Source organism: Micromonospora sp. M51 (assembly GCF_018070305.1).
Taxonomy (GTDB): domain Bacteria; phylum Actinomycetota; class Actinomycetes; order Mycobacteriales; family Micromonosporaceae; genus Micromonospora; species Micromonospora parva.
On sequence record NZ_JAGPXZ010000010.1, the window covers coordinates 1 to 26472 of the forward strand.

Annotated in this window: 25 protein-coding genes, 1 pseudogene and 1 riboswitch; of the genes and pseudogenes, 13 read left to right on the plus strand and 13 right to left on the minus strand. The window is 71.4% G+C overall.

The window, feature by feature from the left end:
- Nucleotides 1-1586: acyl-CoA dehydrogenase family protein (locus KBX53_RS01330; protein WP_210857541.1), on the minus strand; the 1586-nt coding region annotated here is incomplete at its 3' end.
- A 148-nt stretch (nucleotides 1587-1734) separates the two neighbouring features.
- Here KBX53_RS01330 and KBX53_RS01335 point away from each other — a divergent pair.
- The 3 genes from KBX53_RS01335 (at nucleotide 1735) to KBX53_RS01345 (ending at nucleotide 4242) form a co-directional block, all read left to right on the plus strand.
- Nucleotides 1735-2157 carry an MmcQ/YjbR family DNA-binding protein gene (locus KBX53_RS01335; RefSeq protein WP_210857542.1) on the plus strand — a complete coding sequence of 141 codons (423 nt, stop codon included), beginning with the start codon at nucleotides 1735-1737 and terminating at the stop codon, nucleotides 2155-2157.
- Between the two features lie 217 nt (nucleotides 2158-2374).
- A complete protein-coding gene (locus KBX53_RS01340) occupies nucleotides 2375-3412 on the plus strand; it encodes an L-dopachrome tautomerase-related protein (protein ID WP_210857543.1) in 1038 nt (345 codons plus the stop codon).
- 134 nt (nucleotides 3413-3546) lie between these two features.
- Nucleotides 3547-4242, plus strand: coding sequence for an alpha/beta fold hydrolase (locus KBX53_RS01345; RefSeq protein WP_210857544.1), 696 nt, complete (start codon nucleotides 3547-3549; stop codon nucleotides 4240-4242).
- A gap of 96 nt (nucleotides 4243-4338) precedes the next feature.
- Here the strand turns inward: KBX53_RS01345 and KBX53_RS01350 are convergent, their stop codons facing one another.
- From KBX53_RS01350 to KBX53_RS01360, 3 genes are all read right to left on the minus strand, one after another.
- Nucleotides 4339-5595 (minus strand): MFS transporter, encoded by a 1257-nt coding sequence (locus tag KBX53_RS01350; RefSeq protein WP_210857545.1) that lies wholly within the window; start codon nucleotides 5593-5595, stop codon nucleotides 4339-4341.
- Nucleotides 5592-6188 (minus strand): helix-turn-helix transcriptional regulator, encoded by a 597-nt coding sequence (locus KBX53_RS01355; RefSeq protein ID WP_210857546.1) that lies wholly within the window; start codon nucleotides 6186-6188, stop codon nucleotides 5592-5594. The genes KBX53_RS01350 and KBX53_RS01355 overlap by 4 nt, the downstream gene beginning before the upstream one ends.
- Before the next feature lie 61 nt (nucleotides 6189-6249).
- Entirely contained in the window at nucleotides 6250-7836 is a 1587-nt protein-coding gene (locus KBX53_RS01360; protein ID WP_210857547.1) for an LLM class flavin-dependent oxidoreductase, read from the minus strand.
- 114 nt (nucleotides 7837-7950) lie between these two features.
- Here KBX53_RS01360 and KBX53_RS01365 point away from each other — a divergent pair, with 114 nt between their 5' ends.
- A complete protein-coding gene (locus KBX53_RS01365; protein WP_030336334.1) occupies nucleotides 7951-8553 on the plus strand; it encodes a MarR family winged helix-turn-helix transcriptional regulator in 603 nt (200 codons plus the stop codon).
- A gap of 78 nt (nucleotides 8554-8631) precedes the next feature.
- Here KBX53_RS01365 and KBX53_RS01370 read toward each other — a convergent pair whose 3' ends face one another.
- Together KBX53_RS01370 and KBX53_RS36060 are read right to left on the minus strand one after the other, a co-directional pair.
- A complete protein-coding gene (locus tag KBX53_RS01370) occupies nucleotides 8632-10143 on the minus strand; it encodes a phosphoesterase (RefSeq protein ID WP_210857548.1) in 1512 nt (503 codons plus the stop codon).
- Nucleotides 10144-10287: 144 nt separating this feature from the next.
- Nucleotides 10288-10950 (minus strand): hypothetical protein, encoded by a 663-nt coding sequence (locus tag KBX53_RS36060; protein WP_245233737.1) that lies wholly within the window; start codon nucleotides 10948-10950, stop codon nucleotides 10288-10290.
- A 417-nt stretch (nucleotides 10951-11367) separates the two neighbouring features.
- Here KBX53_RS36060 and KBX53_RS01380 point away from each other — a divergent pair, with 417 nt between their 5' ends.
- Nucleotides 11368-12330: a helix-turn-helix transcriptional regulator gene (locus KBX53_RS01380; RefSeq protein WP_081884010.1), complete on the plus strand. Its 963-nt coding sequence runs from the start codon at nucleotides 11368-11370 to the stop codon at nucleotides 12328-12330.
- 3 nt (nucleotides 12331-12333) lie between these two features.
- On the opposite strand, the gene KBX53_RS01385 is transcribed toward KBX53_RS01380, so the two are convergent.
- Entirely contained in the window at nucleotides 12334-12738 is a 405-nt protein-coding gene (locus KBX53_RS01385; protein WP_030336326.1) for a helix-turn-helix domain-containing protein, read from the minus strand.
- A gap of 86 nt (nucleotides 12739-12824) precedes the next feature.
- Here KBX53_RS01385 and KBX53_RS01390 point away from each other — a divergent pair, with 86 nt between their 5' ends.
- Nucleotides 12825-13682, plus strand: coding sequence for an SDR family oxidoreductase (locus KBX53_RS01390; RefSeq protein ID WP_210857549.1), 858 nt, complete (start codon nucleotides 12825-12827; stop codon nucleotides 13680-13682).
- Nucleotides 13683-13858: 176 nt separating this feature from the next.
- Nucleotides 13859-14320 (plus strand): GNAT family N-acetyltransferase, encoded by a 462-nt coding sequence (locus tag KBX53_RS01395; protein ID WP_210857550.1) that lies wholly within the window; start codon nucleotides 13859-13861, stop codon nucleotides 14318-14320.
- A gap of 5 nt (nucleotides 14321-14325) precedes the next feature.
- Here KBX53_RS01395 and KBX53_RS01400 read toward each other — a convergent pair whose 3' ends face one another.
- The gene (locus tag KBX53_RS01400; protein ID WP_247674949.1) at nucleotides 14326-14775 is read right to left on the minus strand and encodes a hypothetical protein; all 450 of its coding nucleotides are present in this window, start codon (nucleotides 14773-14775) and stop codon (nucleotides 14326-14328) included.
- Nucleotides 14776-15185: 410 nt separating this feature from the next.
- Here KBX53_RS01400 and KBX53_RS01405 point away from each other — a divergent pair, with 410 nt between their 5' ends.
- Genes KBX53_RS01405 through KBX53_RS01415 form a run of 3 tightly spaced genes read left to right on the plus strand, consistent with a single transcriptional unit; the run spans nucleotide 15186 to nucleotide 16671 of the window.
- Nucleotides 15186-16133: an ion transporter gene (locus KBX53_RS01405; RefSeq protein ID WP_210857551.1), complete on the plus strand. Its 948-nt coding sequence runs from the start codon at nucleotides 15186-15188 to the stop codon at nucleotides 16131-16133.
- A 37-nt stretch (nucleotides 16134-16170) separates the two neighbouring features.
- Nucleotides 16171-16308, plus strand: a complete 138-nt coding sequence (locus tag KBX53_RS01410; protein WP_210857552.1) for a hypothetical protein — start codon at nucleotides 16171-16173, stop codon at nucleotides 16306-16308.
- An 18-nt stretch (nucleotides 16309-16326) separates the two neighbouring features.
- On the plus strand, nucleotides 16327-16671 hold the full coding sequence (locus KBX53_RS01415; RefSeq protein WP_210857553.1) for a TraR/DksA C4-type zinc finger protein: 345 nt from the start codon (nucleotides 16327-16329) through the stop codon (nucleotides 16669-16671).
- An 11-nt stretch (nucleotides 16672-16682) separates the two neighbouring features.
- Here the strand turns inward: KBX53_RS01415 and eno are convergent, their stop codons facing one another.
- Nucleotides 16683-17948, minus strand: coding sequence for a phosphopyruvate hydratase (eno, locus tag KBX53_RS01420; protein ID WP_210857554.1), 1266 nt, complete (start codon nucleotides 17946-17948; stop codon nucleotides 16683-16685).
- 118 nt (nucleotides 17949-18066) lie between these two features.
- Here eno and KBX53_RS01425 point away from each other — a divergent pair, with 118 nt between their 5' ends.
- Nucleotides 18067-18981 carry a MerR family transcriptional regulator gene (locus KBX53_RS01425; protein ID WP_210857555.1) on the plus strand — a complete coding sequence of 305 codons (915 nt, stop codon included), beginning with the start codon at nucleotides 18067-18069 and terminating at the stop codon, nucleotides 18979-18981.
- Here the strand turns inward: KBX53_RS01425 and KBX53_RS01430 are convergent.
- Nucleotides 18978-19973, minus strand: coding sequence for a ribonucleotide-diphosphate reductase subunit beta (locus KBX53_RS01430; protein ID WP_210857556.1), 996 nt, complete (start codon nucleotides 19971-19973; stop codon nucleotides 18978-18980). The genes KBX53_RS01425 and KBX53_RS01430 overlap by 4 nt on opposite strands.
- Nucleotides 19974-20014: 41 nt before the next feature.
- Complete coding sequence (locus KBX53_RS01435) at nucleotides 20015-22333, minus strand: ribonucleoside-diphosphate reductase subunit alpha (protein WP_247674954.1); 2319 nt, start codon at nucleotides 22331-22333, stop codon at nucleotides 20015-20017.
- A 192-nt stretch (nucleotides 22334-22525) separates the two neighbouring features.
- A riboswitch (cobalamin riboswitch) is annotated at nucleotides 22526-22743 on the minus strand.
- 287 nt (nucleotides 22744-23030) lie between these two features.
- Here KBX53_RS01435 and KBX53_RS01440 point away from each other — a divergent pair.
- Complete coding sequence (locus tag KBX53_RS01440; protein ID WP_030336307.1) at nucleotides 23031-24425, plus strand: enolase C-terminal domain-like protein; 1395 nt, start codon at nucleotides 23031-23033, stop codon at nucleotides 24423-24425.
- 7 nt (nucleotides 24426-24432) lie between these two features.
- Nucleotides 24433-25155, plus strand: coding sequence for a FadR/GntR family transcriptional regulator (locus tag KBX53_RS01445; protein ID WP_030336306.1), 723 nt, complete (start codon nucleotides 24433-24435; stop codon nucleotides 25153-25155).
- Nucleotides 25156-25159: 4 nt separating this feature from the next.
- Here KBX53_RS01445 and KBX53_RS01450 read toward each other — a convergent pair whose 3' ends face one another.
- On the minus strand, nucleotides 25160-26179 hold the full coding sequence (locus KBX53_RS01450) for an aldo/keto reductase (protein WP_309140690.1): 1020 nt from the start codon (nucleotides 26177-26179) through the stop codon (nucleotides 25160-25162).
- Nucleotides 26176-26472, minus strand: a pseudogene (locus tag KBX53_RS01455) (sugar ABC transporter ATP-binding protein); the annotation flags it as partial. The gene KBX53_RS01450 and the pseudogene KBX53_RS01455, both read right to left, overlap by 4 nt.

The window sequence follows — 26472 nt, forward strand, 5'->3', positions numbered from 1 at the left end:
GTGCTGGCGTTGGCCAGCGCCAGCACCGGATCACCGTCGGCCCACAGTCGACCGGTGACAGCGGTGACCCGGTCCACCGCCGCCGCCAGCCGGCCCGCCAGCGCGGCGGCCTCGCCCCCGGCCTGCCGGGCCCGCTCGACCGTGTCGCCGATCGTCGCGGTCAGCAGGACGAGACCAGCGCCGCCCTGCATGGTCATCTTGCGCCCCAACAGATCCAGCGCCTGGATGCCGTGGGTGCCCTCGTGGATCGGGTTGAGCCGGTTGTCCCGGTAGTGCTGCTCCACGTCGTGGTCACGGGTGTAGCCAGCGCCGCCGAGCACCTGGATCGCCAGGTCGTTGGCGGCCAGGCACCACTGCGACGGCCAACTCTTGGTGATCGGGGTGAGCACGTCCAGCAGCAGGTGGGCACGCTCGCGGTCGGCCTCGGAAGGTGCGGTCTTCTGCTCGTCGAGCAGCCGCGCGCAGTAGAGCACCAGTGCCAGCGCCCCCTCCACGTAGCTCTTCTGGGCCAGCAGCATCCGTCGTACGTCGGGGTGGTCGATGATCGGCACCTGTGCGGTGGCCGGGTCCTTCGCGCCGACCGGCCGGCCCTGTGGCCTCTCCTTCGCGTACGCCAGGCTCTTGAGGTAGCCGGTGTAACCCAACGCGGTCGCGCCGGCCCCGACCCCGATCCGGGCCTCGTTCATCATGTGGAACATCTGCGCGAGACCCTGATGGGGCGCGCCCACCAGATGCCCGACCGCTCCGGGGCGACCGGCCGGGGTGTGCGCGCCGTCGCCGAAGCTGAGCAGGGTGTTCGTGGTGCCCCGGAACCCCATCTTGTGGTTGAGCCCCGCCAACACCACGTCGTTACGGTCGCCGAGCGACCCGTCCGGGCCGACCAGCACCTTGGGCACGATGAACAGCGAGATGCCCTTGACCCCGGGCGGCGCGCCCGGAATGCGGGCCAGCACCAGGTGGACGATGTTCTCCGCCAACTCGTGATCACCACCGGAGATCCACATCTTGGTGCCGAAGAGCCGGTACGTGCCGTCCGCCTGCGGCTCGGCGCGGGTGGTGATGTCGGCCAGTGAGCTGCCGGCGTGCGGCTCGGACAGGCACATGGTGCCGAAGAACCGACCGTCCAACATGGGTCGCACGTACGTGTCCACCTGCTCGGGACTGCCGTGCGCCAGCAGCAGGTTGGCGTTGCCCAGGGTGAGGAACGGGTACGCGGAGGTGGCCACGTTGGCGGCCTGGAACCAGGTGAAGCAGGCCGCGGCGACCGCGTGCGGCAGTTGCAGGCCACCGACGGTGGCGTCCAGCCCGGCGGTGAGCAGGCCCGTCTCGGCGAAGCTGTCCAACGCCGCCCGGACCTGCGGGATCAGCCGCACCCGCTGCCCGTCGAAGGTCGGCTCGGCGAGGTCGGCGGCCCGGTTGTGCGGGGCGAACTGCTCGGTGGCCACCCGCTCGGCGAGGTCCAGGGCGTCGTCGAAGGTCTCCCGGGAGTGCTCGGCGTAGCGGGGGCGCTCGACGAGGTCGGCCACCCGCAGCCACTCGTGCAGCAGGAAGTCGAGGTCACGGCGGGAGAGCAGGGTGGACGGCACGGCACTCCTCAGCGGGCACGGGGGGCGGGCGGGGCGACGGCCCAGTGTCGCCCCGCCCATCCTGGCCGATCGGCAGGGCCCGCACCACCGGCCCGGCCCGGGTTCGACGGGCGGGACTTGTCACACCCGCCGGTTAGCGTCGTTGCCCGTGACCGCACCTGGAGACGTCCCACCCGAGGTCCTCGACCGGCTGCGGCCGATCTGCCTCGGGCTGCCGGAGACCTACGAAGAGCCCGCCTGGGTGGGCATCCGCTGGCGCATCCGCAAGCGGACCTTCGCCCACGTGCTCACCGTCGACCCCGACCGTCAGCCGGTCCACGCCCGGGCCGCCGCCCTCGACCGGCCCGCCTGCCTGCTGACCTTCCGGTCGCCCCTCGACGAGATCGCCGGGCTCCTCGGCGTGGGCCACCCGTTCTACAAACCGGACTGGGCTGCGAACGTGCTGGGCATGATCGTGGACAGGGACACCGACTGGGAGGAGGTGGGTGAGTTGCTCACCGAGAGCTACTGCGTGATGGCCCCGAAGCGGCTCGCGGGCCGGGTCGGCCCGCCAGCACCGCCGACCGGCTGAGCGCCGGGCGCTGCCTGCGGGCGGCTGACCGTCGGGCGCTGCCTGCGGGCGGCTGACCGTCGGCGGTGGTGCCCCGCAACCGGCGTGCCGTGCGATCAGCGGTGCCCTGCGACCGGCGGTTTCGGCCGGCAGGCGCCGGGGATACCGCGCCGAATGGCCGGAGCCGTCGGCACCGGCGTGAGCCGAGGACGCCGGCGGGCGGGTGAGGAGCGGGTCGATGTCGTCGCTGCCCACCGAGGAGGATCCCCGGTTGACGTCGGTGCTGCACGAGGGCCGGGTGTGCACCGGTGTGACACCAGTGCGCGGGCGGGTGTTCCTCAGCTACCCGTCGGCGGACCGGCCCGGCGTGCAGGTGGTCGAGGCGCTGCCGGACGGCCGGCGTGAGCCGTACCCCGACGCCGCGTGGAACCGCGCCGACCAGCCGCCGGACGGGGCGTTCGTGCACGTCAACGGCTTGCGCGCCGGCCCGGACGGCCGGTTGTGGATCGTCGACTCGGGCACGCCCCAGATCGGCTCAACGCAGGTGCCCGGCGGCGCTCGGCTGATCGCGGTGAACCTCGACGGCGACCAGGTGGATCGGGTCTACCACCTCGACGAGGCGGTCCACCCGGACAGCTACGTCGACGATGTCCGGTTCAACGGCCCGGTGGCGTACCTCAGCGACGCCGGGGCCGCCGGCATCATCGTGCTGGACCTCGACTCGGGTCGGTCCCGGCGGGTGCTGGACGGGCATCCGAGCACGGTGGGCGGGCCGTTAATCGCCGACGGTCGCGTGCTGCGTGACCCGGACGGTGCCGAGGTACGCCTGCACGTCGACCAGCTGGAGGTGTCGCCGGACGGTCGCTGGCTCTACTACCAGCCGGCCTCCGGCGGGATGTCCCGGATCGCCACCCGCTGGTTGGACGACCCGTCGGTGTCCGCCGACGAGCTGGCCCGGCGGGTCGAACGGTGGTGCGAGACACCCAGCACCGGTGGCACTGCCATCGACGCCACCGGCACCATCTACCTCAGCGACGTGGAACGACGACGTGTCCTCGCCCTCGCACCCGACCGCAGCGTCCGGACGCTGGTCGCCGATCCCCGGCTGGCGTGGGTGGACGCGATGTGGATCGACGCCGAGGCCCGGCTCTGGATGCCGGCGGCCCAGCTGCACCTGACCGCCGGGCTCGACGGCGGGCGGTCGGCCGTCGACTACCCGGTGCACATCTACCGGATGCCCGTCGAGGCCGGGCCGCCCCCGCGCGACCACGTCTGACTGTTCGGCGGCCCCCGGTGGCCAGCTGCGGTGGGTGCCGCCGGCGGCGGGTTCCGCCGCAGGTGTCCGCCGACCGAGGCCGGCAGAAGTCGTGAGCCGCCGACCTGTCGCAGGTCGCCGTTAGGCTCCGCGCCATGGCTGATTTCGTGTTGGTGGCGGGGGCGTGGTTGGGGTCGTGGGCGTGGGACGAGGTGGTCCCGCCGCTGCGGGCGGCCGGCCACGGCACCCACCCGCTGACCCTCTCCGGTCTCGCCGAGCGGCGGGAGGTGCCCGCCGGGCAGCAGACCCACGTGCGGGACGTCGTCGACGAGATCGAGCGCCGCGACCTGCGCGACGTGGTGTTGGTCGGGCACAGTTACTCGGGCATCCCGGTGGGCCAGGCCGCCGAGCGGATCGGTGACCGGTTGACCCGGGTGGTCTTCGTCGACTCCGAGGTGCCTGTCGACGGCGGGTCGTTCGCCTCCGGTTGGTGGCAGGGCCAGGCGGCCTTCGAGGCGCAGCTCGCCGACAACGGCGGGCACTGGGCTCCGCTCGGCGCTGCCGATCTCGACGGTCAGGGTCTCACCGACGGGCAGATCGCGCGCCTGGTCGAGGGGTCCACTCCACACCCGGGCGGCACGCTGACCGAGCCGGCCGTGTTGAGCCGACCACTGGGTGAGCTGCCGGCGACGTACGTGAAGTGCCTGCTCGACGGGCCTGAGCCCAACGACACGGTGGCCTCGCTGCTGACCAGCGACCACTGGCGACTCGTCACGATGAACACCGGCCACTGGCCGATGTTCTCCCAGCCCGCCGAGCTGGCCCGGGTGCTGCTGGCGGAGGTCGCCTGACCCGGTGGTGACGGGTGGCGCGATCCGCGCACAGGCATCGCCCGTTCGGGGCGCGGGCCCGGTGAGCGGCGGCGCGACCGGGCCCCGCCCCTGTGGTCAGGCCGCCGGTTCGTCGAGGGTTCTGATCTGGCGCACCGGTGACGCGAGCAACCACAGCACGGCGAGCACGCCACCCAGGCCGGCGATGACCAGGGTGGGCCGTAGCCCGATGGTGGTGCCCAACGCGCCACCGACCAGCGCGCCGAGCGGCCGGATGCCGTAGTTGACGGCGCTGTAGGCGCCGGCCCGGCGTCCTCGCGCGTCGTCGGGTGTCACGGCGGTGAGGAGGGCGTTGAGGTTCACGTCCATCAGCATCACGCCGACGCTGGAGACCAGCTCGATGGCCGCCAGCATGGCCACCTTCGCCCAGGTGGGTCCGGACACCAGAGCGGTCAGTGCCAGCGGTGCGGGAAAGAGCACCGCGCCGATCATGGCGGTGCGGCCCAGGCCGATCGCGCGCGAGATCCGTGGGGCGAGCGCCGCGCCCGCGAAGCCGCCGAGCGCGCCGAACCCGAAGGCGATGCCGATCGCGCCGGCCGACAGGTCGAGGTCACGGCTGGCGTAGAGCACCAGCAACGCGCTGGCGATGAAGGTGAAGAAGTTGACGGTGCTGGTGCAGCCGAGGGCGGCCCGCAGCACCGGGTGCCGCAGCACCAGCACCAGCCCTTCGCGGACCAGGCCGAACGTCGACGTCCGACGGGGCGGGGGCGGTGGCTCGGTCACCGGGATGCGGCTGAGCAGCATCGCGGAGCCGAGGAAGGACACCGCGTCGACGACGATCGCGACCGGGCCGCTGAGCGCCTGGACCAGCCCACCGCCGACTGCCGGGCCGGCGATGAAGGACAGCGACCGGCTCATGCTGAGCTTGCTGGTCGCGTCGACGTACGCCGAGCGCGGCACCAGGGCGACGAAGAACGCCTGACGCGCCATGGCGAAGAGCACCGCCCCGACGCCGGTGAGCAGTGCCACCAGGTAGAGCTGGGTGAGGGTGATCGCGTCGAACAGGTAGGCCACCGGCAGGCTGAGCAGCACCGCGGCGCGGATCAGGTCCGCGATGATCAGGAGTCGGCGTTTGTGGGTGCGCTGGTCCACCCAGGCACCCAGGATCAGGCCCAGCAGGTTGGGTAGCCAGATCAACGCGGTGAGGACGCTGACCTGCACGGGTGTCGCGGTGAGCAGGGTGACGGCGATCAGCGGTAGGGCCAGTTCGCTGATCCGGTCGCCGAACTGGGAGATCGTCTCGCTGATCCAGAAGGTGCGGAACCGCCGGTCGCGGTGCAGGGGCGGCGCGGTGGCGGTGGCGGTGGCGGTCATGACGCGGCCGGGTCGTCGCCGGGTTCGGGCAGCAGGTAGCGCAGCATCCGCACGGTTCGCGCGTCGGCCGGCGACGTGTCGTCGTCCTTGCGCCGCACGTACGGGGCGAGCAGCTCCTCGATGGCGGCCTCCAACTGCTGAAGCTCCTCGGGGGTGGCCACGAACCGGGTGTCGGCCACGCCGGCCACGCCGCGCCACTGCGCGTCCAGCCGGGGCTCGTCGTGCAGCAGCCACTGTTGTGGCGCCTCGGCGGCCCTGGCGAACATCTCGCCGCGGAGTTGCCGGCCGGCGGCCTGCCCCTCGGCGTCGTCGGGCAGCTCGAAGCGGAAGCCCCGGGCCGCGGCCTGCCACCAGCGCTCACGCTTGCTGGCGGTCCCCTCCGCGTCGACGACCAGGCCGAACGTGGCGAGGTGTCGCAGGTGCCAGCTGACCACCGACGGGGTGGCCCCGACGTGCGGCGAGAGCCCGGTGGCGGTGGCCGGGCCGTGCCGCTGGAGGCGGTCGAGGATGGCCAACCGGACCGGATGGGCCAGCGCCCGGAGCGCCTGCGGTTCGGTGATCTCGAAATCCCCGTACGGATTCTTGAGAGACATGTTTCGAGAGTAGCCTCTCAGATCAGATCGGGGAACCCCCGCCGCTGCGGCGCCCCGCCGATCAGGCGATGCCCAACCGCGCCAACGGCTCGACCAGCTCCCGCTCCTCGTAGCTGAGGTGCGACAGGAGAGCGTCGGTCAGCAGGTCCACCGCCGCCCGCAGCTCGGCGAGGCCGTCCGGGGACCCGACGTACGCGACCAGCGCCCGGTCGACGCCCTCCAGCACGTCGTGGATGACGTGGTGCTCCTGCTCCAACCGGTCGACCACCGGGCCGAGCCGAGGGTCGCGCGCCCGCAACCGGGGGAAGAACGACTGGTCCTCGATGGTGTGGTGGGTGGTGACGATGCGGCAGTACGACTCGCAGTAGACGCCGAGCGTCCACCTGTTCTGCCGCATGGTCATCGTGTTGATGTGGGAGCGGGCCGCGCCGGCGTCGATCTCGCCGGCCGCCACCTGGTCGATCAGGTCGTGAATCTGGGCCAGCTCGGCACGCAGACCGTCGTGGATCTGCACGAGGTGCGCACCGGTGGCCTGCTCCTGCGCGGTGTAGGTGCGCTCCGGGTCGGGCGCGGGCCCGCTCGGCCGGGTCGACTCGTCCCACACCCGCCGCTCGCTTCGCCGTACACCGTCGTCGGGGGTCGGCACCACGGCGAACGCGCCGCCGGTCGCGGTGGCGCGGCTCGCCCGCACCGGCGCCGCGACGACCGCCGCCGGCTCCGGCTCCGGCTGTGCTGGCGTACGCCCCGGCGTCGCGCCCTGCTCCCGTTCGGCCGCGACCAGCTCGCGGACGGCGGGGGCGACCTCGCCGGCGAAGCGGCGCAGGTCGTCGGGGTCGTCGCTGGCCAGGATGAAGGTGCCGACGCCGTCCTCCACCGCCAGCTCGGCCAGCTCCTCGGCCCACTGCTCGGCGGGCCCGTTCAGGGGGCCACGCCCGACCGCCGAGAACTGTCCGGCGATGTTGAGCAGTCGGCGCACGTCCCGCGGTGACCGGCCGGCCTCCCGCGCGGCGTCATCGATGATCGCGTTGCCCTTGGCCAGGTCGCCGGGCTGGAGGTAGCCCAGCGAGGGCAGCCAGCCGTCGGCCCGACGGCCGGTGAGCTGGAGCATCCGGGGCTTGTACGCGCCCAGCCAGATCGGCGTGTGGTGGGCTGGGGCGGGTCCGCGCTTGGCGCCCACCACCCGGTAGAACTCGCCGTCGACCCGCACTCCGCCGCGCGTCTCGACGTCCCAGAGCTGACGGATGACCTCGATGGCCTCCGTCAGCGCTCGCACACCCTCGCCGGGGGTCAACCGCCGGCCGCCCATCGCCACGATGGCGTCCCAGAACGCCCCCGCCCCGAGGCCGAGGCTGACCCGGCCACCGCTGAGCAGGTCCAGGCTGGCCACGCTGCGGGCGAGCACCGCGGGCGGGCGCAGTGGCAGGTTCGTCACGTTCGCCGCGAGGTGCACCCGGTGGGTGCGGGCCGCGACGAAACTCAGCAGGGTCCAGGTGTCGAGGAACGCCGGTTGGTACGGGTGGTCCTGGAAGGTGACCAGGTCCAGCCCGACCTGCTCGGCCAGGACGGCGACGCCGACCGTACGGTCCGGATCGCCTGCGCTGGGCGTGACGAAGGATCCGAAGACCAGGTCGTGGCCGTAGTCGCTCATCTGCGAGCCTCCCGATTCGCCCGACGCGTCGGCTGATGCGCCGTGACCTTAACCTTATGTCACACAGAACTTCTGCTGCCATCAAGGTCTGACTCACTGCGCTATTGTCGGGGGATGACGGGTGCCACTCACCGGCCGGGCCGGCCCGATCCGCTCGACGACGACCTGGGCTGGATGCTCGGGATCGTCTTCCGCGGCTACGTCCGCGCGGCCGAGCACGCGCTCACCGACTTCCCCGGCGGCCCTCGTGGCTACCAGCTGCTCACCGCGGCGATCAACGGACCGGCCCGGAACCAGGGCGCGATCGCCGAGGAGATCGGCATCGACCGCACCGTCCTCACGTACCTGATCGATGACCTGGAGGGGCCCGGCTTCGTGGCCCGTCGCGCGGACCCGGCCGACCGACGCAACCGGCTGATCGAGGTCACCGACGCCGGCCGTGCCGCGTGGGAGCAGCGGCGAGCGGCACTGCGGCAGGTCGAGTCGCATCTGCTGGGGGCCCTCACGCCGCCCGAGTCGGCGACGCTGCGGTCCCTGTTGCAGAAGGTCGCCTGTTCGGCCCAGGCGGCGGACCCGCTGCGTGACCTCTGTGAGGTGGTGACCGAGGTGCACCCCGAGCCGGCGTCGCCCACTGCCCGCCGGACCGGTGCCGCGGCGGCGCGAAGCGGACGAGCCGCCTCCCCCCGAACCCGCCGAAGCACCGGTTCGGACAGCTGACCGACGGGCCGCCCGGCACCGCCCGACGTCCTTTGTCGAGCGGTGCCGAGTGACCCGCGGTGTCGTCAACCCGCCCGGTCAGCGCACGTGCACGAACACCGGGTTCGAGTAGAACCACAGGTCGTCCCACGGGCTCTCCAAGCCGTCGGCGAGCGGCTCGGCCTCGTCCGTGCTGGTGCCACGCACCCGCGCGTAGGTGTCCGCCTCGACGTTGCGCAGGGTGTGCCGGATGACGTAGCTGTCGCCCTGCCGACGCCAGTCGCGCGGGCCGAACCGGGCCACCACCTTGGTGGTGGGGTTGGTGTCGGCGTCCAGGCTGGCGCTCGGGCCGGTGATCTGGCCGACGATCAGGTCGACCCGGCGGACCTCGGGCCGGTCGCCGTTCGCGTTCACCCCACCCAGCGGACGGAAGGTGATCTCGATGTCGACGTCGGTACGGCTCCGACGGCTCACCGTGATCGTCTCGCCCACCTCGGCGGTCTTGCCCTGGGACGTGGCGGTGACGTCGAGGCTGCGGATCAGGTCACCGGTGGTGACCCAGATCCGGCCGTTGCGCAGGCCGTCCATGATGTCGCCGTAGTCCTGGCGGGCGTGCACGTAGGTCTTGCTGTACTCCCCCGGCCAGAAGTCGGACCCACCACGGGTCCAGTGCACGTGCGAGTCCGAGGTGGCGGTGATCCACCAGCGCCGGCCCTCGCCGAGCAGTGAGTCCCACAGCCCACCGACCCGGGCGGTCATCTGGTCGAAGCCGCCGTAGGTGGGGTGGTTGCCGTACCCGCCGCGCGCCCCGCCATTGAGCGGGCCGGCCTGGTGCCCGGGTGCGCCCTCGAAGCCGATGTAGACGTCCGGCGCGGCGTTGTTGCCGTTGCGGAACTCGCGCGGGGTGTCCTGGCCGTAGACGCCGAGGCCGGGCGCCGAACGGGACGCGTGGTGGGCGATCACCAGCGGCTTGTGCGGCATGCCCCGGGCGACCTTGAGGAACTCCACCATCTTCGCCTCGGTGTCCCGGGTCGGGTCGGTGGGGAACGCGTCGTACTTGGCGAACCGGCTCTCCAACTCGAAGAGCTGCTTCGCCTCGTCGTCGTGACGCGGGATCATCAGCGTGTGGTGGTCCAGCGAGGGCGCGTCGAACTCCATACCCCAGAACTGGAGCACCTCGGGGACGAGCTTGCGGGAACGCAGCAGGTCGGGATACGCCTGCTCGATGTTCACCTTCGAGTGGGTCGGTCCACCGTGGTCGGTGCACATCGCCCAGGTCAGGCCGAAGTTCTTCGCCATGATGGCGTTGGTGACGATCGGGTAGACCGCGTCCGCGCCCTTGTGGAAGACGATCGGGGACTTCGTGGTGTCGAACTCGCCGCTGTACTCGGAGTGGATGTGGTGGTCCCCCGCGCGCCACACCCGGTTCCTGGAGTTGCCCCGGTCGGCCTTGTCGTCGTTGCCCGGCCGGCGGTCCTCCTCGGCCCACGCCGCGCTGGCACCGACCAGGGGGCTGGCCGCGGCCAGCGTCGCGCCGACGCCCGCGTACTTGACCAGCTTGCGCCGGGACAGCTGCGGGTGCTCGGTCTCTTCGGAATGCCTGTCTGACACGTGTTGCCTCTCCTCGATCAAGCGAATGCTCTTTCGATCAAGGAGCCTTGAAGAGGCCGGTGAACACCCGCCGTACGCAGCCGGTGCTCACGATGAACACCCTGCTCCGACCGGTGGGGAGCCGGGCGGGTGGCAGCGAGCCGGTCAGATCCGGGCGCGCGGCAACCAGCCGAGGAACCGGTGCCGGACCCGAGGCAGCGGCAGCGTGGGCAGGTCCTCGGCGGCGGCGACAAGGCAGGAGCCGAGGTAGACCGCGAGGGAGGCGCGCGCTCCACCGAACTCGGCGAGCAGTTGGCTCTGCTTGGTGGCGCAGGGCCATTCGCGGCCGCAGCCGGTGCAGGTCCAGCTCGGCGGGTTGGGGAGGTGCTCCGGCAGCTTGGCGCGGCGGTACCGACCGACGACACTGTTGTCCGAACGCACGTCGCGCCGCCGCATCGCGGGACCCTCGTTGCGGTGGGCTGGCGGACGGGCGCCGGGCAGGTAGCGCCCGACGGTGCCGAAAAGCACGCCGACGCGAATCAGGGCGTCCGGTCCGACCTGCTGGGTCAGCAACGCGGTCATCAGGTAGTGCCCCAGCAGGTCGAAGGCGTCACGGTTCAGGCCCAGGTCGCGGCAGAGGTCGACGAAGTCCGGCGTGGTCAGCGGCACCCGGTCGTCGAGTGCGCGGCGCAGCACCGCGCGCAGCCCACCCCCGAGCCGCTCCAGCGCGTCCCCCTCGCCCAGGCCCAGGCTGTCCTCGTCCGCCACCCGGGCCAGCGCCTCGCCCACGGCCAGCCGAACGACGCGGTCAGGATCAGTACTGTCCAACGCTTCCCCCCTTCGTGGGCCGGTCTCCCGGCGGTGCCACGATCATCCTCCGACGAATCATGAACAAGATTTCGCTGTCGGCCGCGAGGGTGGCTAGGACAGCAGACGTAGAACCGTTCGACGGGCTAGCCGGAAAACGAAGTCGAGCTGCCGACACACCGAGGTGATTGGCGGGACGGCGAGCGAGTGATTGTCGTATGGTGACATTCCCATCCACGGATATTGCATCCCAGCGTCACGAATCGTCAGACCAGATCCGACGCCCTCAACCGGTCGCTGCCGTCCCGCTCGCGACGTTCCACCGCACCGCCGGCCACCGACGTGCCGGGTCACCGCCGCGCACCCCGGCACGTCCCGATCCTGCCGTCGACACGCGTTCCACCACCCGGCGGCACCTTCACCGGACGGAGACAGCGGATGACGTCATCGCCAGTGCAGACCCACCGGTTCGACAGCAGTGACCCGTCGGCCATCCAGGAATTCCTGTCCGCCACCTACGACCCGAAGCTGCGCATTCAGAGCCGGAACGGATACCGACTCACCCACCAGCGCGTCGACACCGCTCCCTTCGCCCTCGCGACCACCCGACAGACCGGGCACCTCGAAATCGATGCCAGCGCCCTCGGCGGGCTGGTCATCGGTCGCGCCAACACCGCGCGCGGCAGTCGCTCCTGCGCGGGATCGACCCACCGGTTCGGCCCCGGCGAGGTCTTCCTCGTCACCAGGCCGGACGAGCCGTGCACCGTCCAGTGGCATCCCGGTGAGGTGGAGCTGTGCGTACTGGATCTGTCGGTGCTGGCGCAGGTGGCCACCACCGCGCCGGCCCGCCGGCCCGGTCGGATCGAGTTCACCGAGCTGGGTGCCGCCGGTACGGCCCTCGCCCGGCAGTGGCGCAACACCACGAGCTTCGTCCGCGACGTCGTGTTGAACAGCCCAGCCGACGGGGCGCAATCGCTGGTGATCGGCAACGCCGCCCGGATGCTGGCGGCGGCGGCGCTCGCGGTCTTCCCCAACACCGCGTTCACCGAGCCGACCGCCGCGGACCGGAACGACGCCACCACCGCCACGCTGCGCCGGGCCATCGCGTTTCTGGAGGAGCACGCCGATCGGGACATCAGCGCGGTCGACATCGCCGGTGCGGCCGGCGTCTCCCTGCGGGCGGTGCAACTCGCCTTCCGCCGTCATCTCGGCACCACCCCCATGGCCTACCTGCGTCGGATCCGGCTCGTTCGGGCACACCACGACCTGGTACGCGCCGACCCGCGCCAGGAGACGGTCTCGGCGATCGCCAGCCGGTGGGGGTTCGCCAGCCACAGCAGGTTCACCGCGCGGTACCACGCCAGCTACGGCGTGCCGCCGCGCGAGACGCTGAACACCTGAGAGTCAGCCTCGGTCGCGGTCGTTTCTGTCGCGGGCGGTCTGCAACTCGGGCACCGAGGCCTCCAGCAGGTCGGCGAGGCCACGAAGTTGCTCGGCGACCCGGGCACCGAGGGGGGTCAACGAGTATTCGACCCGCGGTGGGATCGCGGTGAGCACCTCGCGGGTGAGCATTCCGTCGCGTTCGAGGGTCTGCAGGGTCTGGGAGAGCATCCGCTCGCTGACCCCGTCGATGCGTCGCCGCAGCGCGTTGAACCGGTAGCGGCCCTCGCCGAGCGCCAACAGGGCCAGCGAGGCCCACTTCGAGGTGACGTCCTCGAAGGCGGCACGGGAGGTGCAGCCCCGCGCGAAGACATCGCTGACGAATTCCTGGGTAGGCCCCGCCGGGTCCTGGGCCGGCCTGTCGCTCACCTCACCAGCCTAACCTACGCTTACCTATGGTAAGTGCTATAGATTAGTAAGTGCTTGCAGGTAAGCCACCAGCCTCGGAGGTTCGCATGCCCACCTACGCCGTCACCGGCGCCACCGGCCGACTGGGCCGCCTGGTGATCGAGCAACTGCTCGACAGCGGCGTACCCGCCGCCGAGATCGCCGCCATCGTCCGCAGCCCGGAGAAGGCCGCCGCTCTGGCCGCGCGGGGCGTCGAGATCCGCAAGGCCAACTACGACGACCCGTCGACGCTGCCCGGCGCCGTGGCCGGCGTACGCCGTCTGCTGCTCATCTCCGGCGACGCTCCCGGTCAGCGCGTCGCGCAGCACACGGCGGTCATCGACGCGGCCAAGCTCGCCGGTGTGGAGCGTCTCGTCTACACCAGCATCCTGAAGGCCGACACCACAGCGAACCCGCTCGCCCCGGAGCACAAGGCCACCGAGGAGGTCCTCGCCGCGTCCGGGCTGACCTACACAGTGCTGCGCAACGGCTGGTACACCGAGAACTACACCGACCAGCTGCCGCAGTACCTGGGCTCCGGCACGATCCTCGGCGCCAGCGGCGGCAGCAAGATCTCCGCCGCGACCCGGGCCGACTACGCGGGGGCCGCCGTGGCGGCGCTGACCGGGGAGCAGGACGGCAACGCCGTCTACGAACTGGGCGGTGCCGCGTTCACGTTCGACGAACTGGCCGAGGCCGTCACCGAGGTGACCGGCACCACCGTCGTGCACCAGGACATGTCCGCGGCCGAGCTGGCCTCGGCCCTGGAGAACGTCGGCCTGGACGCCGGCACCGCCGGATTCGTCGCCGCGCTCGACCAGTCGATCGCCGACGGCGAGTTGGCGACCGACAGCGACGACCTCAGCCGGCTACTCGGCCGGCCGAGCACTCCGCTGCGCGACGCCATCCGGGCCGCGCGGGGCTGACGGGGTTCAGCAGCGAGGAGGGCGGCGGGGTCCGGTCGCCGCCGCCACCCGGGCAGCTGCTGCCCGGGTATCCTCGACGGCATGCTCAGGCACGTCAATGACCGGGTCCGCCGGCACGCCGGGCCGCCACGCCGGGATCCCGCGCTGTCCAACCTGGACCGTTGTGGGTCGGTCCGGTGAGCGGCGACGTCGTCGTCCGCGCCGCCGTCGAGCAGGACGACCCCGAGCGGGTCTTCGACGTGCTGTGGCAGCTCGCCCCCGGCGACCCGCGGCCGGACTCCTCCCGGCTGGCCAGCGCCTGGCGCGACCTGCACGCGCAGGCTGGCCGCCGCCTCCTGCTGGCCGTCGCCGGGGACACCTTCGTGGGGACCCTGGACACCCTCGTCGCCCCCAACCTCACCCACGGCGCGCGACCGTACATGGTGGTGGAGAACGTGGTGGTCGCGCCCGGATGGCGCCGTCGTGGCGTCGCCCGGGCCCTCGTGCTGGCGGCGCTCGACGACGCGACGGCGGCCGGCTGCTACAAGGTCCAACTGGTGTCGAACGCCGCGCGCACCGACGCCCACCAGTTCTACGCGTCCGTCGGTTTCACGCAGTCCGCCCTCGGCTACCGCCGGTACCTCACCACCGCTTCGTGACCCGGTCACCCCGCCTCGGTCGGCTCGGCGAGCAGCAGGCCGGTCAGCAGACCGCGCAGCGTCCGCTCGACGAGGTCCGCCCGGGGCGTCGGCCCGGAGGGCTGACCGAACGCCGCGACCAGGTGCGGGTACGCCGCCAGGTCCACCCCGGCGAAGCTGAACGCCCCGGCGGCGGACTCCTGACGGGCGAAGAGGCTGGCCACGCCGGTCATCATCGCGATGGCCTCGAACTTGGCGGCCACCGGGCAGCGCACGGGTTCCAGGACTTCGATGCAGTTGTCGAACCAGGCCAGGGTCTCCGGGCCGATGCCGGACGGCCGGTGGAACACGTCGAGCAACCACGGGTGGGCGCCGAACAGCGCCAACTGCCGGCGTCCCAACAGCACCATCGTCGCCAACCAGTCGCCCTCCACCCGCGGGTACGGGCGCAACTCCCGCACCGCCCGGTCGGTCATCAGGTCCAGCAGGTCGTCGCGGGACGACAGGTAGCGGTAGAGGGAGCCGGCGCCGGTGCCGCATCGACACCGCGGCCAGCCCTTCGGCGTCGGCCAGCGCGATGGCGGCGGCGACGATGCTGTCCCGGCTGCGCGCCGGAGCGGGGCCACGGCTGCCCCGTTCGGGCCTGCTCCAGATCGGCTGCCGGTCGGGGTCGCCGTCGCCGACGCGCGGCGGTACGTCACTCACCGATCCACACTAAACGGCAACCGCCGTTCGCCAGTCCGGTCGTCGCCGCGAGGCGGCGTGGTCGACCACTGTCATTGATCTTGGCTAGGCTGGTGGGCATGCCCGCACACCATCGGCACCGCCATGACGACGGCCGGAGGTGGGCCACCTGCTCGGCGCGCCCGATCGAGCCGGCCACCTGGTGAGCGACGCACCCGTGCCCGCCCCACGGGGTGGACCGGCCACCTCACAGCGGCACCAGCCGGGTTGGGCCGACCGTTGCGACCGACTCGCCCGGTCCCGCCCCTTCGAGATCGCCATCGTCGTGGTCATCCTCGCCAACGGCATCGTTCTCGGCCTGGAGACCTACGACAACCTGAGCCCGGCGGGCGCCGCGCTGCACTGGCTGGAGGTGCTCTTCCGGGCCGTCTTCGTCGTCGAGATCGCCATCCGGCTGGCCGCGTACGGCAAGCGCCCACAGGACTTCTTCCGGCACGGCTGGAACGTTTTCGACTTCGTGGTGATCGCCGCGATCTTCATCCCGGGCCTGCACGGCGACCCGGCGCTGCTGCGGGTCGTGCGGGTCGCCCGCATGGTCCGCCTGGTGCGGTTCTCGCCGGGCCTGCGGACCATCGTCTCCGCGCTGTGGCGCAGCCTGCCGGGTGTCACCGGGTTCCTCGCCCTGGCCGTGGTGACGCTCTACGTGTACGGCATGGCCGGCTGGCTGATCTTCGGCAACCGGTATCCGGAGGAGTACGGCGACATCGGCCGATCGCTGCTGACGTTGTTCGTGCTGTTGTCGCTGGAGACGCTTCCGGACCTCATCGAGCAGGGCATGGCGATCTCACCATGGACGCTGCTCTACTACGTCAGCTACGTGGTCATCACCGTCAACCTGCTGCTCAACATCCTCATCGCGGTCATCGTCAACTCGATGGAGGAGGCCCGCCGGTTGGAGATGACCGAGCGACTGGCGCCCGGGTACGACGAGGACGGCGACGGCGTACCGGACGAGGTGGACCGGATCGCGCTCACCCAACGGCTGGACGACCTGCGGGCGGTCATCACCGAATTGGAACGTGAGCTGCGCATCGACCGGGACGACGGGCACAGCCGACCGCACCGGGACAACGCCCGCACCGGACGGTGATCCGACGCTCGCGGCGGGTGGGTGGCATCCGGACGACGTGTCCGCCGGCTTCGACCGGGTGCGGGCTCTGCAAGACGCCATGGACCAGGGCCGCCAGCGCCGCCTCGTCCGGCTGGGTTTCCGGCCCGACGAGGCGGCGGCGCTCTCCGCGCTGCACACCCGCAACGTCATGTAGCAGTACCGTGGAACGGCGATGACCAGTGACCCGCGTGAGGAACTGCAACGGCTGCGCGCGCAGACCGAGGCTCAGGCCACCGCCCTGGAGGGCGACCTGCGGAGCCTCTTCGAGGCGTCCCGGTCGTCCAACGCCGACGACGAACACGACCCCGAGGGCACCACGATCGCCTTCGAACGCGCGCAACTCATCGCCGTCCTGGACGCCACCCGCCGACGCCTGGCCGAGCTGGACGTCGCGCTGCGACGGGTGGACGACGGCAGCTACGGGGTGTGCGAACGGTGTCTGCGTCCCATTCCCGCCGAGCGTCTCGCCGCCCGCCCGTCAGCGCGTACCTGTGTGGCGTGCGCCAGTCGACGGTAGTCGCACCGCCGTCAGCGGCCACCGGCGTAGCGGGCGCGGTCGCCGAGCTCCTCCTCGATGCGGATGAGCTGGTTGTACTTGGCGGTGCGGTCCGAGCGCGACAGGGAACCGGTCTTGATCTGCCCGCAACCGACGCCGACGGCCAGGTCGGCGATGGTGGTGTCCTCGGTCTCGCCGGACCGGTGCGACATCACCACCCGGTACCCGGCCTTGTGGGCGGCGTCCACCGTCGCCAGGGTCTCGGTGAGCGTGCCGATCTGGTTGACCTTGACCAGGATCGCGTTGGCGTAACCGCCGTCGATCCCGTCGCGCAGCCGGTCGACGTCGGTGCAGAACACGTCGTCGCCGACCAACTGCACGCGCTCCCCCGCCGCCGCCGTCAGCCGCTGCCAGCCGGCGATGTCGTCCTCGGCCATCGGGTCCTCGACCGAGCTGATCGGGTACCGGGAGATCAGGTCCAGCAGGTAGTCGATGTGCTCGTCGACGGTGCGCTGACGTCCCTCGCCGACGTAGTCGTAGACGCCGTCGTGGAAGAACTCCGAGCTGGCCGGGTCGAGGCAGATCAGCACGTCGGATCCGGGCTGGTAACCGGTGTCCTCGATGGCGCGTAACACGAACCGCAGTGCCTCGTCGGCGTCCGTGACGTTCGGGGCGAAGCCACCCTCGTCGCCGACGTTGGTGTTGTGCCCGGCCGCGGCCAGGGACGCCCTGAGGGTGTGGAAGACCTCCGAGCCCATCCGGACCGCCTCGGCGAAGGTCCGCGCGCCGACCGGGGCGATCATGAACTCCTGGAAGTCGAGCGGATTGTCGGCGTGCGCGCCACCGTTGATGATGTTCATCATCGGCACCGGCAGCAGGCGGGCGCCGACCCCACCGACGTAGCGGTAGAGCGGCTGCCGGTGGGCCGACGCCGCCGCCTTCGCGGTCGCCAGGGACACCGCCAGGATCGCGTTGGCGCCCAGTCGGCCCTTGTCCTTGGAACCGTCGAGGTCGATCATCGTCTCGTCGATCAGGGCCTGGTCCTCCGCGTCGAACCCGCGCACCGCGTCGGCGATCTCCCCGTTGACCGCGGCGACGGCCGCGCTCACCCCCTTGCCGTGAAAACGCGTCAGGTCCCCGTCGCGCCGCTCGACCGCCTCGTTGGCCCCCGTCGACGCGCCGGACGGAACGGCGGCCCGGCCGGTCGACCCGTCGGCGAGGACCACGTCGGCCTCCACCGTCGGGTTGCCCCTGCTGTCGAGGATCTGCCGACCCCGCACCCGACTGATTGCCGTCATCGCACACTCCCTGCTCAAGCTGCTGTTTCACCGCCAGACTGGCAGGAAACGGCGGCCCTGACACCGCGACGATGGACACGTTGACCCGTACCCCGGGGTGCGGGTTTAGGGTCGCGGGATGCGGGTGGGTGAGTTGGCACGACGGACCGGAACCACGGTCCGGGCACTGCGGTACTACGAGTCGGCCGGGCTGGTCGTGCCCCGGCGGCTGAGCAACGGCTACCGGGAGTACGACCCGATCGCGGTGCGGCTGGTCGCCCAGATCCGCGAGCTGATGGCGCTCGGCCTGACCGTCGAGGAGACCCGCCCGTTCGTCGAGTCGATCGCCGGTGGTGCCGACGACACCGACGTGTGCGCGGCGGCGGTGGCCACGTACCGCAGCACCATCACCAACCTGCAGGAACGGATCGGCAGGTTGACCGCCCAGCGCGACGCGTTGGACGCGCGCCTCGACGCCGCCGCGACCCAGGTCGTACCCGGCAGTCAGGTGGAGGGCGCCGACCCCACCGGGCTGGTCGGCGCCACGATGCCACAGCTGTCCTTCTACGGCACCGACGGCCGCCCGGTCGACCTTGGCGCGCTCGGCGCCGGACGCACCGTCATCTTCGTCTACCCGCTGACCGGGCGACCGGGCGTCGACCTGCCCAACGGGCTGCTGGAGATCCACGGCGCCCGGGGCAGCACCGAGCAGGCCGCCTGGTTCCGCGACCACCACGCGGAGCTGCGCGCCGCCGGCGCCGCCCGGGTGTACGGACTGTCCGCCCAGTCGACCGGCTACCAGCGGGAACTCGCGCACCGGCTGCGGCTGCCCTACCCGCTGATCCCCGACCCGAGGCTGACCCTGGCCGCCGCGCTGCGCCTGCCGACCCGTACCGCTGGCGACATGACACTCTACGAGCGGCTGACGTTGATCATTGCCGACGGCGTTGTCGAACACGTCTTCCACCCGATCCAGGACCCGGCGTCGCACCCCCTGCACGTGATGCGGTGGCTCACCAAGCGACGCCAGGCCCCCGGATCGGTTGCCGCCTAAAAATCGTCGTCGAAGGCGACGGTGCCGCTCACCCCGACCTGGTACGCCGACACCCGCCGCTCGAAGAAGTTGGACAGCTCCTGGACGTCCTGCAACTCCATGAACCCGAACGGGTTGCTCGACCCGTAGTGCGCCGGGATGCCGAGCTGGGCGAGGCGGCGGTCGGCGACGTGCTGGAGATACTCCCGCATGTCGGCCAGGGTCAGACCGGGCACGCCGCGACCCAACAGGTCCTCGGCGAACTGCACCTCACACTCGACGGCCTCGGTGAGCATCTGCCGGACCTGGTCGGCGAGGTCGTCGTCGAACAGGTCCGGCTCCTCGGCACGGACGGTGTCGACGACGTCGAACGCGAACGCCATGTGCATGGACTCGTCGCGGAACACCCAGTTGGTGCCGGAGGCGAGGCCGTGCAACAGGCCGCGCGAGCGCAGGAAGTAGACGTAGGCGAACGCGCCGTAGAAGAACAACCCTTCGATGCAGGCGGCGAAGCAGATCAGGTTCAGCAGGAACGTCCGCCGGTCGTCGCGGGTCCGCAGCTCCCGCAGGTCGCCCAGCGAGTCGATCCAGCGGAAGCAGAACTCGGCCTTGCGCCGGATCGAGGGGATGTTCTCGATCGCCGCGAAGGCCTCGAAACGTTCGGTCTCGTCGGGCACGTACGTGTCGAGCAGGTTGAGGTAGAACTGGACGTGCACCGCCTCCTCGAACAGCTGCCGGGACAGGTAGAGGCGGCCCTCGGGGCTGTTGACGTGCTGGTAGAGGTTGAGCACCAGGTTGTTGGCGACGATCGTGTCGCCGGTGGCGATGTACGCCACCTGGCGGCTGACCAGGTGCCGTTCGGCCGGCGACAGTTTGTCCAGGTCGGCGAGGTCGGCGTGCAGGTCGACCTCCTCCACGGTCCAGGTGTTGCGGATGGCGTCGCGGAACCGGTCGAAGAAGTGCGGGTAGCGCATCGGGCGCAGGGTGAGGTCCATCCCGGGGTCGAGCAGCATGTGCGTGGTCCTCGTATCGGTGGTGGTGGCGTCGGCGGGGTTCACTGGCAGGCCTCGCACGACTCGGGGTTCTCCAGCGAGCAGGCCAACGCCTCCGCGTCGACGGCGACGGGCGAGACAGCGCCGACGGTGGCCTGCTGGATCCGGGTGGCGGGGCGCGAGCGCAGGTAGTACGTGGTCTTCAGGCCGGCCTTCCAGGCGTACAGGTACATCGAGGAGAGCTTGCCGATGGTCGGTGCGGCCAGAAACAGGTTCAGCGACTGGGACTGGTCGATGAACGGGGCGCGGGCGGCGGCCAGGTCGATCAACGCCCGCTGCGGCAGCTCCCACGCGGTGCGGAACAACTCCCGTACGCCAGCCGGCAGCTCGGCGATGTCCTGCACCGACCCCTCGGCCCGCTTGATCGCCGAACGGATCCGCTCGGTCCACAGACCGCGGGCCTTCAGCTCGCGTACCAGAGCGGTGTTGACCTGAAGGAACTCCCCCGACAGGGTTTCGCGCTTGAACAGGTTGGACACCTGCGGCTCGATGCACTCGTAGCACCCGGCGATCGAGGCGATGGTCGCGGTCGGCGCGACCGCCACCAGCAGCGAGTTACGCAGCCCGTGCGCCTCGACCCGCTCGCGCAGGGCATCCCAGCGGGCCGTCTGCGTACCCTCGACACCCCACAGGTCGGGCTGGAGCTGGCCCCGCGCGGCCCGGGTCTGCGGGTACGCCGGGTGCGCGCCGAAGTCGCGGGCCAGGTCGGCGGAGGTCTCCAGCGCGGTCAGGTACAGCTCCTCGCTGATCCGGGTGGACAGCTCCCGGGCGGCCGGCGAGTCGAAGGGCAGCCGCAGTGCGAAGAAGACGTCCTGCAGGCCCATCAGCCCGAGCCCGACCGGCCGCCAGCGGGGGTTGCTCGCCGCCGCCTGCGCGGTCGGGTAGTAGTTGATGTCGATGACCCGGTCGAGGAAGGTCACCGCGGTCCGCACCGTGGCGCGCAGCCGCTCCCAGTCGATGCCGCCGTCGCCGAGGTGGGCGGCGAGGTTCACCGAGCCCAGGTTGCACACGGCGGTCTCGGCGTCGCTGGACACCTCGACGATCTCGGTGCAGAGGTTGGACAGGTGCACCACGTTGCCCGGCTCGGCGGTCTGGTTGCACAGCCGGTTCGACGCGTCCTTGAAGGTCATCCAGCCGTTGCCGGTCTGGGCCAGGGTGCGCATCATCGTGCCGTACAGCTCCCGCGCCGGGACCTGCCGCACGTACCGGCCCTGCGCCTCGGCCTCCCGGTACGCGGCGTCGAACCGCTCCCCCCACAGGTCGGGCAGCTCGGGCACCTCGTGCGGGTCGAACAGCGACCACACCTCGTCGGCCTCGACCCGGCGCATGAACTCGTCCGGGATCCAGTTGGCCAGGTTCAGGTTGTGGGTGCGCCGGGCATCCTCGCCGGTGTTGTCCCGCAGGGGCAGGAACTCCTCGATGTCCGGGTGCCACGGCTCCAGGTAGACGCAGGCCGCGCCCTTGCGCCGGCCGCCCTGGTTGACCGCCGCCACGCTCGCGTCCAGGGTGCGCAGCCACGGCACGATCCCGTTGGACTGCCCGTTGGTGCCCCGGATCAGCGCGCCGCGGGAGCGGACCCGGGAGTACGCGATGCCGATGCCACCGGCGAACTTGGACAGGTTGGCGACCTGGGCGTACCGGGCGTAGATCGAGTCCAACTCGTCCAGCGGGGAGTCGACCAGATAGCAGGAGGACATCTGGGTGTGCCGGGTCCCGGAGTTGAACAGGGTCGGTGAGCTGGGCAGGTAGGCCAGGCTGGACATCAGTCGGTAGAAGCCGACCGCCTCGTCCGCCGTACGGGACAGGCCGCAGGCCACCCGCAGCAGCCAGTACTGCGGGGTCTCCAGCACCAGTCGGCTGGTGGGATGGCGCAGCAGGTAGCGGTCGTACACGGTGCGCAGGCCGAAGTACTCGAACCGGCGGTCGCCGTCCGGGTCGACGGCGGCATCGAGGGTCGTGGCGTGTGCGGCGACGAACGCGGCGGTGTCGTCACCGATCAGACCCTCGGCGTGGCCGACCCGGATCGCCGCGCTGAACGAGGTGATGCCCTGCCGGCGTACCTCCTTGTCGACGTAGCCGGCCAGCAGCCGCGCGGCGAGGCGGGAGTACTGCGGCTCCTCACCGATCATCTCGGCGGCGGTCTGGATGGAGAGCCGGTCCAGTTCGGCGGTGGTGGCGCCGTCGTAGAGGCCGCTGATGGTGCGGGTGGCCACCCGCATCGGGTCGACGTCGGTCAGGTCGTCGGCCCACCGCTCCACCGCCCGGACGATCTTGTTCACGTCCACGGGTTCGGTCGCGCCGTCGCGCTTGCGGACCCGCATGGGCGTCCGCCGCGCGGGCGTGTCGGCGCCGGCCGGGACTACCTGGGTGACTGTCACCACTCGCTCCTCGGAGTTCGAGACCTGGTGGCCCGGACGCGAGGAGACAGACACCGACGGACGCCACGCCGGCGCGGCGTGGGATCAGGTGGCGTCAGCCGTCCCACGCGGCCTCGGACCGCCGCGCACCCGGGTTCGGGTACGCGGCGCGCTGGCAGGTCTTCGGACTCGCGGGCACGACCGGGCTCGCCGGTCTCCTAGTGGCCGTCGCTTCCCAGGCCGATGGGTGGCCCAGTGCTGATGACGGCGGTCGTTCCCACTCACCGCTGCGGGACAGTCCCGGATTTCCACCGGGTTCCCTGTTGCCTCGACCGCGCCGGATGAGCGGCCGAACCAGCTGCGCTCGACACCATATATAGGGACGGAGCCGTTGTCACACCCCACATGTCGGTTTCGGGCGTGTCGGCGGCCAGCGCGGTGACCACCGTCACCACCCGGGCCGCGCGCGCCGCGCCGGAGGGCGCCGGCAACGGAGGCACGATTCTCCGCGCCGGTGTCGACAGTGGCCAGTGGGTCGACAGCCGACACAAACATCATATGTCTGGGTGTCCCTAGTGATCGACAACGTTGACGCGCTCAACGAGCCGTCCGTATACTCCCAGTGATCATCTGATCTTTAGCCTAGCCGGGCGAGGAGCGCATGCCGCAGATCACTGCCGTCACCGTCGAGGACGTCCGCTTCCCCACCTCCCTGACCGCTGACGGGTCAGACGCCATGAACAAGGACGGCGACTACTCGGCGGCCTACGTCGTGCTGCACACCGACGGCGTCGACGGCGCGGGCGCGCCGCTCGCGGGGCACGGGCTGACCTTCACCATCGGCCGTGGCAACGACATCGTCGCGGCGGCGGCGGTCCACCAGGCACAGCGCCTCGTGGGCCTGGACGTGGCGACGATGGCGGCGGACATGGGCGCTGTCTACCGCCTCCTGACCTCCGACTCGCAGCTGCGCTGGCTCGGCCCCGAGAAGGGCGTCGTCCACCTGTCGCTGGCGGCCGTGCTGAACGCGTCGTGGGACCTGGCCGCCCGGGTCGCCGACAAGCCACTGTGGCGACTGCTCGTCGACATGTCCCCCGAGCAACTCGTCGACATCGCGGACCTGCGCTACCTCTCCGACGCCCTGACCCGGGACGAGGCGCTGGCCATCCTGCGCGCCAAGGAGAGCACGAAGGCCGCCCGCCTCGCCGAACTCGACCGGACCGGCTACCCCGCCTACACCACCTCGGCGGGCTGGCTCGGCTACGGCGACGACAAGCTGCGCCGGCTGTGCCAGGAGGCGGTGGACAGCGGCTACGGCTACGTCAAGCTCAAGGTCGGCGCCAACCTCGACGACGACATCCGCCGCTGCGCGATCGCCCGGGAGATCCTCGGCCCGGACCGCAACCTGATGATCGACGCCAACCAGGTGTGGGATGTCGGCCAGGCCATCGAGTGGGTCAGCGCCCTCGCCCGGTTCAAGCCGCTCTGGATCGAGGAGCCGACCAGCCCCGACGACATCCTCGGCCACGCCGCCGTCCGCCGTGCCGTCGCTCCGATCGGCGTGGCCACCGGCGAGCACTGCCACAACCGGGTGATGTTCAAGCAGCTGTTCCAGGCCGAGGCCATCGACTTCTGCCAGCTCGACACCGGCAGGTTGGCCAGCATCAACGAGATCGTCGCCGTGCTGCTGCTCGCCGCGAAGTTCGACATCCCGGTGTGCCCCCACGCCGGCGGAGTCGGGCTGTGCGAGATGGTCCAACACGTCTCGGTGCTCGACTACGTGGCGATCTCGGGGGATCTCACCAACCGGGTCACCGAGTTCGTCGACCACCTGCACGAACACTTCACCGACCCGTGCATCATCCGTGACACCGGCTCGGGAAGCGGATACGTCCTGCCCAGCCAGCCCGGCTACTCCACCCGGATGCGTCAGGAGTCGGTCACGCTCTACCGGTTTCCCGACGGCCACTACTGGGCCGCGGCAGACCCGACTACCGTGTCATCTCCGGAGGCGTACGTGATCGCGGGTGGACAGGCCACCCCCGTCGGCCGCTAGGGGAAGCATGTCTCGCACAGACGAAGTGGTCAACGGCATCAAACGGATGATCCTCGAAGGGCAGTTCAGGCCCGGTGACCGGCTGCCCGTCGAGAAGGACCTCGCCGAGTCGCTCGGCGTCTCACGGGGCTCGCTGCGCGAGGGGATGTCCGCGCTGTCGATCCTCGGCATCGTCAACATCCGCCAGGGCGACGGCACCTACGTCACCAACCTCGACGCCCCGCAACTGCTGGCCCCGATGGGTTTCGTGGTCGACTTCCAGGGCCAGGGCGACCCGCGGCACATCCACACCGTCCGGCGACTGCTGGAGTGCGAGGCCGCCCGGTTGGCGGCCACCAGGATCACCGACGAGGCGTTGGCTCAGGCGGGGGACCTGCTCGACGAGGCGGCCCGGCTGGTCGGCCAGTCGCCGCAGGACCACGAGCGGATCATGGAGATCGACATCGCCTTCCACCGGATCATCGCGGTGCACGCCGAGAATCCGGTGCTCGTCGGCCTGATCGAGGCCTTCGCCGGGCGCACCATCCGCGGCCGGCTCTGGCGCAGCCTGCACGAGGAGGGCGCGGACCTGCGGACCCACGACGAACATGTGGCGATCCTGAAGGCCCTCGTGGCGCGCGACCCGGAGCGGGCCCGCACCCGGATGGCCAACCACCTGATCGGTGTGGAGGAGTCGTTGCAGGGGTTGCCCGACGACGCCGACGCGAACATCGAGACGGCCCGCTCGTGACCGCTCACGACTGCACGTCGAGCAGCCCTTCGTCGTACAGGGCCGCCCAGAGCTGATCGGGGACGTCGACGTCGGCTCGGCGCAGGGTCTCGGTCACCTGGGCCTCGTCACGCATGCCGACCACCGTCGACACCACGGCCGGGTGGCGACGGACGAACGCCAACGCCGCCTGGGGCAACGTGACGCCGTACGCCTGGCAGACCCGCGCTATCCGGCGGGCCTGGTCGATCACCTCCGCCGGCGCCTGCCGGTAGTCGTAGACGGCGTCGGTCGGCGGCATGTCCCGGGCCAGCAACCCGGAGTTGTAGACCCCGGCGACCACCACAGCGACGTGGCGTTCCTGCGCGGCGGGCAGCAGGTCGGTCAACGCGCCCTGCTCCAGCAGCGTGTACCGGCCGGCGCACATCACCACGTCCACGTCGGTCTCCGCCACGAACCGGGCCAGCATCGCGGACTGGTTCATGCCGGCACCGACGGCACCGATCACGCCCTGCTCGCGCAGCTCCACCAACGCCGGAACCGCCTCGTACGCGGCCTGCTTCCAGTGCTCGTCCGGATCATGCAGGTACACCACGTCGATCCGGTCCAGGCCGGTGCGCCGAAGGCTCGCCTCCAACGAACGGCGCACGCCGTCGCGGCTGAAGTCCCAGACCCGGCGATGATCGGCGGGAACGTCGAAACCCTCCGGGTCCGGTCGGTGTGCCGCCTCCGGTGACGGCACGAGCAGCCGGCCGACCTTCGTCGACACCACGTACTCGTCGCGCGGGCGGGAGCGCAGGGCGGCACCCAACCGCCGCTCCGACAGGCCCAGCCCGTAGTGCGGCGCGGTGTCGAAGTACCGGATGCCGCCCGCCCAGGCGGTGTCCACTGCGGCGGCGAACTGCTCATCCGACGTCGCCCGGTACAGGTTGCCGCCCTGCGCGGCACCGAAGCCCAGCGGGCTCAGCCGCGGCGGCGACCCGCCGGCGGCCCAGCCCGCCCAACGGGTGCGACCGCGCGCACCCCGGCGCACGGCCGCCGTCACCGCTCACGCCGATCCACACTGGTGCTGCCGGTCATCGCCGCGACCAGGTCGTCGGTGGTGACCTCGTCGGCGCGCAGCTGGGCGGCCCGCTGACCGAGGCGCAGCACCTCGACACGGTCGGCGATGTCGAGCACCTGCGGCATGTTGTGGCTCACCAGCACCACCGACATGCCGGCGTCGCGGGCCCGCCGGACCACGTCGAGCACCCGCCCGGTCTGGACCACGCCCAGCGCCGCGGTGGGCTCGTCGAGGATGACCACGTTGGTCGCCCAGATGATGGCGCGGGCGACCGC